This is a genomic window from Bradyrhizobium sp. USDA 4510 (assembly GCF_054059095.1).
In genome coordinates this window covers 8,914,644-8,927,238 of record NZ_JBSSBT010000001.1, presented here as the reverse complement: position 1 = coordinate 8,927,238, position 12,595 = coordinate 8,914,644, and the positions used below count along the sequence as shown (strand labels likewise).

The window sequence follows — 12,595 nt, the reverse complement described above, 5'->3', positions numbered from 1 at the left end:
GAGGGTCAGGCTTGTCTGTCGACGATCGCCAGGATGATGGAACGGGCCACCGTTCGTCGCCGACCGGTCCCCGCGTTGCGCCGCCGCGGCAGGCGCCGTCTCCATTCGCTCCGCGCCCTTCGGCCTCGCCTCCGCCGACGCCGCAAGGGAACGTGGCATCGCCGCCCCGCGCGTTCCGGTTCTCGCTCTGGTCCATCATCATCTTCGTGCTGCTGCTGTCGAGCGTCGCCATCCAGGCTTACCGGGACCTGTCGACGCCGGGCGCCTGGGATTTCTGGCGCGAGACCTACATCGCGGCCAGCATGACGTCCGCGGTGATTCCCGACGTCGACATCGACGGATCGGGCCGCGGCCGGCGGGCGCTTGCGATCAGCGGCAAGATCGGCTCGGCCAGCGCGAGCTGGTTCCGCGACCGGCTCAGCGAGGCGCGTCTCGCACCGGGCGACGTCGTGCTGCTGTCGTCGCCGGGCGGCGCGCTGAACCAGGCCGCGATCATGGGCGAGGTCATCCGCACGCGCGGGCTCGTCACCGCGGTCGCCACATCAGATGCCTCGGGCAAGCTACGCCCCGCGTCCTGCGCCAGCGCTTGCGTCCTGGTCTATGCCGGCGGCCAGACCCGCTATGGCATCGCGGGCTCGCGGCTCGGCGTGCATCGCTTCACGACGAGCACGCCCGTCAGCGATCCCCTCGCCGAGGCCCAACGCATCCAGGGCATGGTGCTGGGCTACGTGACCAAGATGGGCGTCTCTTCCGGGATCGTCGAGGCGATGTCGCAAACCTCCGATATCCGCTGGCTGAACCCGAAAGAAGCGCTCGCGCTGAACCTGATCACCAAGCCGGTCGATCGACCGTGAGGCGACACCGGCGTCATTAATCTGAATTATCAACCACGTCCGCAGACGGCGGCCAGGTGCGGCGAAAAATGCCCCCGGGAGCGGATTCTTTAGTCCCTCCCCCCGCCGATTTCAGTTATGCAAGAACGCGGCAATCGACCCGCGTTCGCCTGCGTCCTGCGCGCCGACCGGATTCGTTCAGCCGGAGAATGCCCGACCAGAACGACATCACGCCGTGATGCGGCCTTGTGCCGAGTTCGCGGCGAACCGACAAGAAGCGACGCGCGTGCAGCTCTATCTCCCGATCGCCGACATTCCGGTCAATGTCTTCCTCATCCTGGCGATGGGTGCGGCGGTTGGATTCGTCTCCGGCATGTTCGGCATAGGCGGCGGCTTCCTGATGACGCCGCTGCTGATCTTCGTCGGCATCGCGCCCGCGGTCGCGGTTGCCTCCGTCGCCAGCCACATCGCGGCCTCCTCGTTCTCCGGTGCCATTTCCTATTGGCGCAGACGCGCGATCGATCCGCTGCTGGCGGCGGTGCTCCTGGTCGGAGGCACTCTCGGCACCACGTTCGGGGTGTGGACCTTCACCTTCCTGCGCTCGCTCGGCCAGCTCGACCTGATGATTGCGCTGTCCTACGTCATCCTGCTGACGACGGTCGGCGGGCTGATGTTCTGGGAAGGTTTGCGCGCGATGCTGCGCGTCCGCCGCGGCGGTCCGATCGCGCTGCGCAAGCCCGGCAGCCATGGCTGGATCCACGGCCTGCCCCTGAAGCTGCGCTTCAAGCGCTCCAAGATCTATCTCTCCGTCATCCCGGTCGTCGTGGTCGGACTCGCGATCGGCTTCATCGGCGCGGTGATGGGAATCGGCGGCGGCTTCATCCTGGTGCCGCTGATGATCTATGTGCTGCGGGTGCCGACCTCGACCGTGATCGGCACCTCGATGGTGCTCACCCTCGTCACCATGGTGTTCGCAACCATGCTGCACGCGGTGACCAACCATCTGGTCGACGCCGTGCTGGCGCTGATCCTGATGGTCGGCGGCGTCACCGGCGCGCAGTTCGGCGCCCGCGCCGGCCAGAAGATCCGCGGCGAGCATCTGCGCCTGCTGCTCGGCCTGCTGGTGCTCGCGGTCGGCATCCGCTTTGCGGTGGAGCTGGTGATCCGGCCGCAGGACCTCTACAGCATCCGCGAAACCGGCGGAGCCCCGCCATGAGGCTGCGCGCGGCGCTCGCGATCATCGGTCTCGCCGCCGCCAGCCTGGCGGCCGCGCCCGCTCATGCCGAGCGGCTGATCGTGTCGGTCTCCAACCACCGCGTCACAGTGACGCCGAACTATTCCGGCGGCGAGCTCGTGCTGTTCGGCTCGGTCGAGAAGGACGACAAGACGCCGGCCAATCGCAACAATTACGATCTCGTCGTCACGGTGTCCGGCCCGCGCGCCGACATGGTGACGCGGCGCAAGGAGCGCAAATTCGGCATCTGGATCAACACCGACTCGCGCCAATTCCTGCAGGTGCCGGGCTATCTCGCGCTGTTCTCGAATCGCCCGTTCGACCAGATCGCCTCGCCCGAGGTGCAGCGGCGGCAGCAGCTCGGGCTCAACAACGTGCTGCTGATGCAGCGGGTCGGGCCCGACTATGCCGACGTGGTGCCAAACGACCCGTTCCGCAGCGCCTTCGTGCGGCTGCGCTCCGAGCACGGGCTGTACCGTGAGGCGACCTCGGCGGTGACCTTCCTGACCCCGACCCTGTTCCGCACCGGCATTCCGCTGCCGGCGGAGGTGCCGATCGGCACCTATAATGTCGAGATCAAGCTGTTTTCCGACGGCGCGCTGGTGACCAAGGCCGAGACCGCGTTCGAGATCGTCAAGGTCGGCTTCGAGCAATTCGTCGCCACCACCGCGCGGCATAACGGCCTTGTCTACGGCCTGATCACCGCGTTCATGGCGCTGATGACCGGCTGGATGGCCTCGATCATGTTCCGCAAGGATTGATCTAGCCAGCCCTGCTTTGCAATGCGCTTTCGAACGCGTCGCTGAGGATCGAGAGGCCAAGATCGATCTCGTCGTCGCTGATCGTCAGCGGCGGTGCAATGCGGAATACGCTGCCCATGCCGGGCAACTGAACGATGTTGGTGCTCAGTCCAAGCTGCATGCAGCGCTGAGAGACACGCGTTCCGAGCGCTTCGTCAGGCTCCTTGCTGTAACGGTCGCGCACGATCTCGATGCCCTGCATCAGCCCCCTGCCGCGCACGTCACCGATGCATTCGAACCGGTTCTGAAGTGCGAGGAGCCCGTCCCTCAGCCGCGCGCCCGCTATCCTGGCGCGCTCGACCAATCTGTCGCGAAGGATGATCTCGATGACCTTCAGCCCGACCGCGGCCGGCATCGGGTCCGACACATGCGTCGTGTAGAACAGGAAACCGCGTTCGTGACACCGCTCTTCGATCTCGCCGGTGGTGATGACCGCAGCCAGAGGCAGCCCGGCACCGAGCGTCTTCGACAAGGTCAGGATATCAGGCACGACGCCGTCGCGCTCGAAAGCGAACATGGCGCCGGTTCTGCCGAGGCCGGTCTGCGCCTCGTCGATGATCAGCAGCATGCCGCGTGCCCGGCACAGCTCCTTCAACTCAGCAAGGTAGCCTTCAGGCAGATCGATCAGCCCGCCGGAGCTGAGGATCGGCTCGGCGATCATGCAGGCAAGCGAGCCGGTCGATTGGCGATCGATCAGATCGAAGGCGTAGGCCAGCTCGGCCCGCCAGTCGGCCGCGTTGCCGAAGCGCGGGCGATAGGGGTTCGGCGTCGGGATCGCGAGCGAGCCGACCGGCGCCGGACCATAGCCTTTGCGGCCGGCCGAATAGGTCGTTCCGGCCGCGCCAGACGTCATTCCGTGCCAGGACTGTGCGAACGCGACGGTCTCGAAGCCGCCGGTGGCGAGCTTGGCCATCTTGATCGCAGCTTCATTCGACTCGCCGCCGGTGCTCAGCAGCATGACGCGATCAAGCCCCGGCGGCAGCAGGCCCGCGAGCTGCTCGGCCAGCGCGACGACCGGGCGCGTCAGCATGCCGCTGAAGAGATGGTCGAGCCGTTCGGCATGCTCGCTGATGGTCTGGACGATCTCCGGGTGACCGTGACCGAGCACGGCGCTCATCTGCCCGGACGTGAAATCCAGGATGGCCCGGCCGTCGGCGTCATAGACGAAGGACCCGGAGGCGCGCTCGATGATGACGGGAGCGAACGTCCCGCCATAGCGAATGAGGTGCCGCCGCGCGCGATCCCAAAAGGATTTGTCGTCATTTCCGGCCATGCCCGCTCCTTGCTGCTCGGTTGCAGCGATCAAAGAACCCTCGCACCACATCTTATGCGCGCGCGAGGGCAATGACATTGCGATTTGAGATGCATTTCAGCCCTTCTTCTGCAAACAATTGCGCAAAAGATGGAGAATGCGAAAGAAATGGGAACCGCGATCGTGATTGACGAGATCGACCGAAAAATCCTCGACGTGCTGCAGGTCGAGGGGCGCATCACGAATCTCGAGCTGGCCGAGCGGATCGGCCTCTCGTCCGCCCCCTGCCTGCGACGCGTCCGCACGCTCGAAGAGGCCGGCGTCATCAATTCCTATGTGGCGCTGGTGGACCCGACGCGGGTTAGACTCGGATTCGACGTGATCGTCGAGGTCCGTCTCAAGCAACAGAACAGGGAATCCTTCACGCGCTTCGAGCGGAAGGTAATCGACCTTCCGGAGGTCGTCGAATGTTGCATGATTGCCGGCGATTGGGATTACTCGCTACGGATCGTGTCCTCGGACCTCGCGCGCTATCAATCCTTCATCCTCGACCGCCTTATGCATCCGGATAGCGACGTCGCGAGCTACCGCACGACGATCATCCTGCGAAAGGTCAAATCGACGACCAAGATCGATAGCTCGCTGTTCGGCGAGGGTTGAGGAGTTCGAACAAGCTACAGCAGGAAGCCGATCCCCATCGCGATCACGCTGAGCGCCATCGCGCCGGTCGAGAGCCAGCCGAGCCAGTACAGCCATCCGCGGACCACAAAGCGGTCCATGACGTCCCGGCGGCGGGCCATGAACATCAGCAGCACCATCACGGGCACCGCGAGCACGCCGTTGACGACCGCACTCCAGTACAACGCCGCGATCGGATCGATCGGCGTGAAGTTGAGCGCGATGCCGATGCCGCCCGACAGCGCCAGCACCGAATAGAACGCGATCGCCTCCTTCGGCCTGCGCGTCAGCCCGACCCGCCATCGCCGGCCCTCGCCGACCGCATAAGCCGTCGCACCCGCGAGCACCGGAATCGCCAGAAGGCCGGTGCCGACGATGCCGAGCGCGAAGATCACCTCGGCAAACGGCCCGGCGATCGGGCGCAGCGCCTCGGCGGCCTGCGCCGAGGTCTGGATGTCGGTCTTGCCGGTGGCGTGCAGCGATGCGGCGGCGGTGACGATGATCGACAATGCGATCAGGTTCGAAAACGCCATGCCGGTGATGGTATCGGCGCGGATGCGCGAGAATTCGTGCTGGGCGCCGTAATGCCGTTCGATCAGCGGATGCTTGGTGGCGTCGACCCGCTGCTCCTCCGCCTCCTGCGAGGCCTGCCAGAAGAACAGATAGGGCGAGATCGTGGTGCCGAGGATCGCAACGATGGTCGTGAAATAGTCGGCGCTCCAGCTGATGCGCGGCAGCAGCACGCCGGCCAGGGCCTCCATCCACGACACCTTGGCAAAGGCGAGCGCCGCGACATAGGCGAACAGGCTGAGCGTCAGCCATTTCAGGATCGTGACGTAGCGCCGGTAGTTCATGAAGATCTGCGCGGCCACCGAGGTCACGCCGAACAGCACCACATAGAGAATGGCCGGACCGCCGATCAGAAGCTTTGTGGCATCGGCCATGGCCGAGAGGTCGGCCGCGATATTGATGGTGTTGGCCATCGACAGCAGCGTCACCACGACGGCGAGCAGCCAGCCTGGATAATGCCGGCATACATTGCCCGCGATGCCATGCCCGGTGACGCGGCCGACCCGCGCCGAGATCTCCTGGATCGCGCTCATCAGCGGAAACGTCAGCAGCATGGTCCAGCCAATGCCGTAGCCGAGTTGCGCGCCGGCCTGGCTGTAGGTGCCGATCCCCGAAGGGTCGTCGTCGGAAGCGCCGGTGATCAGCCCGGGTCCGAGCGTCTTCAGGACACGGCTGAAACTGAACGGCTGGCGCCGAGGCTTCGCCGCCGGCGCATCGTCATGTTTGTCGTGTGGTGGGATCGTCCCTTGCCGCGTCATGTCCGGTTCCAGCCGTCTGACAACGAGCCGGATACCGGCAAGGTTCCTGAGGCGAACCTACGGCTCGATGACCGTGGCGACGCCGGGCTCGAGGATGCGTAGACGGCGGCCGAAGCCGAGCGTATCGAAGCTCGCGCGCAGGTCGTTCGCGCTTTGCCGGAAATGCGCCCAGCCGTCGGTATGAACCGGCACGATCACCGCGTCCGCAAAGGCGTGCGCGGTTTCGATCGCGTCATTGGTGTCCATGGTGAGATGGAAGGGGCCGCGGGTTTGCGCCGCGCCTGCGAACGGCAGCACCACGCCGCAGTCGAAGCGCCGCGCGACCTCGGCGACGCCGTCGAACCAGGTGGTGTCGCCGCTGACATAGACCGGACGGCCGGGCTTCGCCGGCTCGACCACGAAACCGATGACGTCGCCGGACAATGGCTCGATCCCCGCCGGCCCGTGCCGCGCCGGCGTCGCAGTGATGGTGAGCGTCCTACCGCCTTTCGTCAGTGTGGTCCTTGCCCAGGGCGCAAAGCCCTCGGCGTTGCCGCCGAGCCGCCCGGCGCCGGCCTCCGTCGTCAGCACACGCTTCGCGCCTTTAAGAAAATCCCGGCCGGAATGATCGAGATTGTCGGAATGCTGGTCGTGGCTCAGCAGCACCGCATCGATCGCGCCGACATCGCGCGCGCCGAGCGCGGGACCCGTCAGCTTCTCCAGTTTCACATGCGGCAATTGATACTCGCCGGGCGCATCAAAGGTCGGATCGGTGAGCAGGCGGAACCCGTCGATCTCGATCAGGGCGGTGGGACCTCCGATCAGCGTGATGGTGATGCTCACGTCATACTCCTGTTGGCCGCGGCGGCTGCGGGGCGGGTCACCAGGTAAATGCCGAGCGCCACCGGAACGATCCCGAGCAGGTCGCGAAATTCGACATGCTCGCCGAGCACGAAATAGGCGAACAGCATGCCGAGCGGCGGCATCAGGAAGTGATAGGCGCTTGCGGCGGTCGCACCACACACTTTCAGGAGATGAAACCAGAGCAGATAGGCAAGGATCGAGCCGCCGAGTACGAGGAAGGCGAAGGCGCCGGCAAGCCGCATGCTGGGCACGATGTCGCTGACGCTGGAGAGCGTGAAGGCAAACGGCATCACCGCAAGGCCGCCGGCGATGTTCTGGATGCCGTTGCCGATCCACAGGCTGCCCTTCGGCGCCAGCAGCTTGAACAGCACGGTGCCGGCGACGATCGAGGCGAGCGAGGCCAGCGTGAACAGGATGCCATGCGGGCTGTCCGATCCGACCGACATGCGATGCCAGACGATGAAGGCGACGCCGACGATGCCGAGCACGAGACCAATCACCTTGCGCAAGGTCATGCTCTCGCCGAGGAACAGCGCTGCCAGCATGGCGGTGAACACCGGATTGGCCGAGACGATCAGCGCGCCAAGTCCGGCGGAGACCGTCTTCAGGCCGGTATAGCCGAGGCCGAGATAGAGCGCGTTGTTGGCGACGCCGAGCACGGCGAACACCGCCGCATCGCGCCAGGCGAGATCCCATTGGTCGCGGCGCAGCCAGGAGATGGCGAGGATCAAGACCCCGGCGAGCGAAAACCGCGCGGCGAGCAGGATCAGCGGCGGGCAGTCGGTGACGCCGATCTTGCCGGCCACGAACGCGTAGCTCCAGAGCAGGCAGAACAGGGCGATCAGCAGCGGCAGGGTGTTGAAGCGGGCGCGCGGGGCGGCCATCGAGGTTGCGGCGGACATGGGCGAATTCTCCTTCGGCCATGATCTAGGCCCGCGCCTTGATATTTGGAAATTAAATGATAAACTGGCATGCAGTGGATTTATAAATGGAGGCTGCGATGCTCGACCTGGAGCTGTTGCGCAGTTTCGTCTCGGTGGTCGATGCCGGCGGCTTCACCCGCGCCGGAGAGCGCGTCCACCGCACGCAGTCGACGGTGAGCCAGCAGATCAAGCGCCTGGAGGAGGATGTCGGCCAGCCGCTGTTGATCCGCAGCGGCAAGGACGTCACCCCGACGGAAGCCGGCGAGCGGCTGTTGACCTATGCGCGGCGGCTATTGTCGCTCGCCGAAGAGGCCCGTGACGTGCTCTCGCGCCCCGGCAGCGAAGGCGCGATCCGGATCGGCATCACCGAGGATTTTGCCGCCTACCGGCTGACAAAGCTGCTCGCCACCTTCGCGCGCAGCCATCCGAATCTGCGGCTCGATGTGCGCTCCGGGCAGAGCCTGTTCCTGTACCGCGATCTCGAACGCGGCGATCTCGATCTGGCGCTGATCAAGCGCGCCGCCAATGAGAAGGGCGGCATCGCGGTCTGGCCTGAACGGGTGCACTGGGTCACCAGCAAGGGCCACCCGCGCGATACGACGGCCGGCTCGGTTCCGCTGATCGGTTTCGCCTCGGGCTGTCTCTACCGCGCCCGCGCCATCCATGCGCTGGAGAGCGCCGGCCGCAACTGGCACATGGCCTACACCTCCTCCAGCCTCGCCGGCATCCAGGCCGCGGTCGCCGCGGGCCTCGGGCTCAGCATTTTGTCTGAGATGTCGATCCAGCCCGAGCATCGCGTGCTGACCGCAAAGGACGGCTTTGCGCCGATCGACCGCACCGAGGTCGCCCTCGTCGCCGCCCCCGAGGCCAGCCCGGCGACATTGCGGCTGGCGGATCGGCTCGCGGAGTATTGCGAGAGCGTGCAGGCGAAGGCGGCTTAGGCGAGGTCGCGCAACAATCTCTGCTGTCGTCCCTGCGAAATCAGGGACCCATAACCACAGGGCTGTGTTGCTGAAGCAAGCTGTGGCCCAATCGTCGCACAACAACGACGATCGGTGGTTATGGGTCCCGGGTCGCGCTTCGCTTGCCCGGGACGACACCGAGAATGATGGCAGCTTGGAATAAGCTGGTCGGCGATCGCTAATAACACCGCGACGCCACGAACGCGTGGACGCGGTTGTCGCCGAGCACATGGGCCATGAAGCCGGGCGATCCGAAAATCCGTGTGAACGCGGCGTCGCGGATGCTCAAGCCGCCGGTGTAGGCGCCGAACGCCGGCATCACCGCGCGCTCGCCGTCACAGGCGAAGCAGCGGCGCTCGATCGAGCGGCCGCGGGTCGGCACCCGCGCCTTGGGGTGCAGGTGTCCGGCGATCTCGCCGGCGGCGCCGGTCGGCTCATGGCGGAACACGATCGGACCGATCGCGACTTCGGTCGCGACCACGCCGCCGAGATCGGACGGCAGCGCCGGATCGTGATTGCCCGAGATCCAGATCCAGTTGCGCCGCAGCTGCAACGCCGCGAGCGCCTCGCGGTCCGGATTCGACAGGCGTTCATGCGCATCGCGATCGTGAAAGCTGTCGCCGAGCGCGATCACCTGCCGCGGATCGTGCCGCGCGATGACAGCAGCGAGCCGGCTCAGTGTCGCGACCGTGTCGTAGGGCGGCAGCAGCACGCCGCGGCTGGCGAAGCTCGAGCCTTTTTCCAGATGCAGGTCGGAGACCACGAGCAGGCGCTGCGCTTCCCAGAACAGCGCGCCGGAGAAATCCGCCACGAAGCCGACATCCGCCACCGTGACCCTCGAAACGCGCATGTCGTCACCGTCTCGCAAAGCTAGCGCGCTTGCCGTCACGTCCTGTTCCCCAGAGTAGCAGCGTTACGTCGTCGCCTCCCGCACGAGTTCCTCGGCCGCCTCGGCCAGGAGCTCGTCGGATGCTTCGCCATAAACTGACTCGCGGCCGATTTCCAGCAGCGCGGGGACGGCAAGCGGAGAAACGTGGTCGAGGTCCTTGTGGGTGATTCGGCCGTGGATGCGCGAAAGCATGTCGCTGAGACGGCGAAGATCGAGCAATCCCGTGGCGGCATCGCCGCGCGCGGCGCGCAGCAGCACATGATCGGCCTGGTGCTTGCGCAGCACGTCGTAGATCAGGTCGGTCGAGAACAGCACCTGGCGGCGCGACTTCTCCTCGTCGGTGAAGCGTCGCGCAATCAGGCCGGAGATGATGGCGCAGTTGCGAAAGGTGCGCTTCATCAGCGCCGATTCCGCAAGCCACGCCTCGAGGTCATCGCCGAGCATGTCGGGATCGAACAGCGCGTTGAGATCGAGCTTGCCGTGCCGGATCATGAAGGAGAGATCGCCGACGCCCCAGACCGCGAGCGCGTATTCATTGGCGACGAAGCCGAGCGGACGGGCGCGGGCGCGCTCCAGCCGGCGGGTCAGCAGCATGCCGAGCGTCTGATGCGCGAGCCGGCCCTCGAAGGGATAGCAGACCAGATAATGGCTGCCGCCGCGCGGAAAGGTCTCGACCAATAGCTCGCGCACCGCCGGCACACGCGAGAATTTCCGCTGCAGCGACAGCCAGTCGTGCACCTGGTCCGGCAACGCGTTCCAGGCGCGGCTGTTGTCCAACAGCTTGCGGACGCGTTCGGCAAGATAGGTCGACAGCGGAAACTTGCCGCCCATATAGGACGGCACTTTTGCATCTTTATCATTGGTGCGGGAGACATAGACCTGGTCTTCAACCAAGGCCTCGTAGCGCACCACCTCGCCGCCAAAGACAAAAGTGTCGCCGGGCACCAGGCCCTCGATGAAGACCTCCTCGATCTCGCCGAGCATCCGGCCGCCGCGCGCGATCGCGCCGGTCGATCCGCTACCGCCGGCGCGCGAGCGCACCAGCCGCACCTTCAGCATGGTCTCCTCGACGATGGTGCCGACGTTGAGGCGATAGCTCTGCCGCACCTTGGGATTGGTGACGCGCCAGCGGCCCTGCTTGTCCTGCTTGATGCGCGCGAAACGCTCATAGGTCTTCAGTGCGTAGCCGCCGGTGGCGACGAAATCGACGACATCGTCGAAATCGGTGCGTGCGAGCGATGCATAGGGCGCTGCGGTCCGGACCTCATCATAGAGTTCATCGGACAGAAACGGCTTGCCGCAGGCGCAGCCGAGCACGTGCTGGGCCAGCACGTCGAGTGCGCCCGAGCGCAGCGGCGGCGTGTCCTGCGCATTCTCGGCGATCGCGTCGATCGCGACACGGCATTCCAGCACCTCGAAGCGGTTGGCCGGCACCAGCACGGCACGCGAGGCCTCGTCGAAGCGATGGTTGGCGCGGCCGATCCGCTGCATCAACCGCGACGAACCTTTCGGCGCGCCGATATTGATCACGAGGTCGACATCGCCCCAATCGACGCCGAGATCGAGCGAGGAGGTGCAGACCACGCCGCGCAGCTTTCCGGCGGCCATCGCGTCCTCGACCTTGCGGCGCTGCGCGACGTCGAGCGAGCCGTGATGCAGCGCGATCGCCAGCCCATCGTCATTCATGCGCCAGAGATCCTGGAACAGCATCTCGGCCTGGCTGCGGGTGTTGACGAACACCAGCGTGGTCTTGTTGCGCTTGATCAGCTCGTAGACCTCGGGCAGCGCGTGGCGCGCGCTGTGGCCGGACCACGGCAACCGTTCTCTGGTGTCGAGCATCTCGACCACCGGCGGTGCGGCGCCGCTGGCGGTGACGACGTCGGCGGATGCATTCTGGCCACCGGGCTGCGGCACCAGGAAGCGCGCGAGCTGCTCCGGCTCGGCGACCGTCGCCGAGAGGCCAATAGCGCGTGTCTGCGGCGCGATGGTCCAGAGCCGCGCAAGTCCGAGCGACAGCAGATCGCCGCGCTTGGAGGTGACGAGCGCATGCAGTTCGTCGAGCACGATGCGCTTCAGCGAAGAGAACAGGAACGGCGCGTCGTCGGACGCCAGCAGCAGCGCCAGCTGCTCCGGCGTGGTGAGCAGGATGTCCGGCGGATAGCGCCGCTGCCGCTGCCGCCGCGACACCGGCGTGTCGCCGGTGCGGGTCTCGATCCTGATCGGCAGCCCCATCTCGGCGACCGGCGTCTCCAGATTGCGCGCGATATCGACCGCGAGCGCTTTCAGCGGCGAGATGTAAAGCGTGTGCAGCCCGCCGCTGCGGCGAACGCTGCGGCCGGTGGAGACGAAGGCTGGGCGAACGTTCTCCGATCCAGCGTCATCGTCGCTTGCGCGCTCGTCGGACTCCCTCCCCCTGAAAAGGGGAGGGTTGGGGTGGGGGTCAGCCGCTTGCTCCGTGCCCGCGGCTGACCCCCACCCGTCCCGCTCGGTTGCGCTAGTGCGCCCCCGAGCGTGCCGACCTCCCCCTTTCAGGGGGAGGTAAGAGTTCTTGCCCTGCCCCTCTCCACTCAACTCCACCAGTGTCGGCAAGAACCCCGCCAGCGTCTTGCCCGCTCCCGTGGGCGCGATCAGCAGCGCCGAGCGCTGCTCGCGCGCTTTCGCCAGCAGCGCGAGCTGATGCTCGCGCGGCGACCAGCCGCGTGAGGCAAACCAGTCGCGAAACCGGCGCGGCAGGAGATCGGCCGTTTCCGACGGCGGAACGGAGAAGAGATCGAGCGTCGACACGCCCAAGAGGTAGGTTGTTCAGGCGGCTTCGTCGAGGGCGGAGCGGAAATGGCGGCAGGTGGCAGGACT

The 12,595-nt window shown here is 66.1% G+C and carries 11 protein-coding genes; 5 read left to right on the top strand and 6 right to left on the bottom strand.

From position 1 onward, the window contains the following. The first annotated feature begins 11 nt into the window (after positions 1-11). From ACVMDN_RS41425 to ACVMDN_RS41415, 3 genes are all read left to right on the top strand, one after another. Complete coding sequence (locus tag ACVMDN_RS41425; protein ID WP_076832373.1) at positions 12-854, top strand: COG3904 family protein; 843 nt, start codon at positions 12-14, stop codon at positions 852-854. 265 nt (positions 855-1,119) lie between these two features. Next, positions 1,120-2,049, top strand: coding sequence for a sulfite exporter TauE/SafE family protein (locus ACVMDN_RS41420; RefSeq protein ID WP_076832838.1), 930 nt, complete (start codon positions 1,120-1,122; stop codon positions 2,047-2,049). Next, complete coding sequence (locus ACVMDN_RS41415; RefSeq protein ID WP_076832376.1) at positions 2,046-2,828, top strand: TIGR02186 family protein; 783 nt, start codon at positions 2,046-2,048, stop codon at positions 2,826-2,828. The genes ACVMDN_RS41420 and ACVMDN_RS41415 overlap by 4 nt, the downstream gene beginning before the upstream one ends. Before the next feature lies 1 nt (position 2,829). Here the strand turns inward: ACVMDN_RS41415 and ACVMDN_RS41410 are convergent, their stop codons facing one another. Continuing rightward, the gene (locus ACVMDN_RS41410) at positions 2,830-4,140 is read right to left on the bottom strand and encodes an aspartate aminotransferase family protein (RefSeq protein ID WP_076832840.1); all 1,311 of its coding nucleotides are present in this window, start codon (positions 4,138-4,140) and stop codon (positions 2,830-2,832) included. Between the two features lie 147 nt (positions 4,141-4,287). Between ACVMDN_RS41410 and ACVMDN_RS41405 the strand changes: the two genes are divergently transcribed. Further along, positions 4,288-4,779 carry an Lrp/AsnC family transcriptional regulator gene (locus ACVMDN_RS41405; RefSeq protein ID WP_076832842.1) on the top strand — a complete coding sequence of 164 codons (492 nt, stop codon included), beginning with the start codon at positions 4,288-4,290 and terminating at the stop codon, positions 4,777-4,779. Between the two features lie 14 nt (positions 4,780-4,793). Here ACVMDN_RS41405 and ACVMDN_RS41400 read toward each other — a convergent pair whose 3' ends face one another. From ACVMDN_RS41400 to ACVMDN_RS41390, 3 genes are read right to left on the bottom strand one after another with little or no spacing between them, the layout of a single operon-like run. Next, positions 4,794-6,125, bottom strand: a complete 1,332-nt coding sequence (locus ACVMDN_RS41400) for an NRAMP family divalent metal transporter (protein WP_076832379.1) — start codon at positions 6,123-6,125, stop codon at positions 4,794-4,796. Positions 6,126-6,182: 57 nt separating this feature from the next. Beyond that, a complete protein-coding gene (locus ACVMDN_RS41395; protein WP_076832382.1) occupies positions 6,183-6,947 on the bottom strand; it encodes an MBL fold metallo-hydrolase in 765 nt (254 codons plus the stop codon). Beyond that, on the bottom strand, positions 6,944-7,870 hold the full coding sequence (locus ACVMDN_RS41390; RefSeq protein WP_076832385.1) for a DMT family transporter: 927 nt from the start codon (positions 7,868-7,870) through the stop codon (positions 6,944-6,946). Before ACVMDN_RS41390 ends, ACVMDN_RS41395 begins: the two co-directional genes overlap by 4 nt. Positions 7,871-7,968: 98 nt before the next feature. On the opposite strand from ACVMDN_RS41390, the gene ACVMDN_RS41385 reads away from it, so the two are divergent. Then, positions 7,969-8,832: a LysR family transcriptional regulator gene (locus tag ACVMDN_RS41385; RefSeq protein ID WP_076832845.1), complete on the top strand. Its 864-nt coding sequence runs from the start codon at positions 7,969-7,971 to the stop codon at positions 8,830-8,832. A 199-nt stretch (positions 8,833-9,031) separates the two neighbouring features. Here the strand turns inward: ACVMDN_RS41385 and pdeM are convergent, their stop codons facing one another. Together pdeM and ACVMDN_RS41375 are read right to left on the bottom strand one after the other, a co-directional pair. Further along, complete coding sequence (gene pdeM, locus ACVMDN_RS41380) at positions 9,032-9,703, bottom strand: ligase-associated DNA damage response endonuclease PdeM (protein WP_076832388.1); 672 nt, start codon at positions 9,701-9,703, stop codon at positions 9,032-9,034. Positions 9,704-9,766: 63 nt separating this feature from the next. Continuing rightward, positions 9,767-12,526 carry a ligase-associated DNA damage response DEXH box helicase gene (locus tag ACVMDN_RS41375; protein WP_141340828.1) on the bottom strand — a complete coding sequence of 920 codons (2,760 nt, stop codon included), beginning with the start codon at positions 12,524-12,526 and terminating at the stop codon, positions 9,767-9,769. Positions 12,527-12,595: the final 69 nt, after the last annotated feature.

What these genes read in the sequence shown, in the direction of transcription:
- pdeM (WP_076832388.1), bottom strand. Translation starts at nt 9,703, where the DNA reads ATGCGCGTTTCGAGGGTCACGGTGGCGGATGTCGGCTTCGTGGCGGAT.
- ACVMDN_RS41385 (WP_076832845.1), top strand. Translation starts at nt 7,969, where the DNA reads ATGCTCGACCTGGAGCTGTTGCGCAGTTTCGTCTCGGTGGTCGATGCC.
- ACVMDN_RS41390 (WP_076832385.1), bottom strand. Translation starts at nt 7,870, where the DNA reads ATGTCCGCCGCAACCTCGATGGCCGCCCCGCGCGCCCGCTTCAACACC.
- ACVMDN_RS41415 (WP_076832376.1), top strand. Translation starts at nt 2,046, where the DNA reads ATGAGGCTGCGCGCGGCGCTCGCGATCATCGGTCTCGCCGCCGCCAGC.
- ACVMDN_RS41410 (WP_076832840.1), bottom strand. Translation starts at nt 4,140, where the DNA reads ATGGCCGGAAATGACGACAAATCCTTTTGGGATCGCGCGCGGCGGCAC.
- ACVMDN_RS41400 (WP_076832379.1), bottom strand. Translation starts at nt 6,125, where the DNA reads ATGACGCGGCAAGGGACGATCCCACCACACGACAAACATGACGATGCG.
- ACVMDN_RS41405 (WP_076832842.1), top strand. Translation starts at nt 4,288, where the DNA reads ATGGGAACCGCGATCGTGATTGACGAGATCGACCGAAAAATCCTCGAC.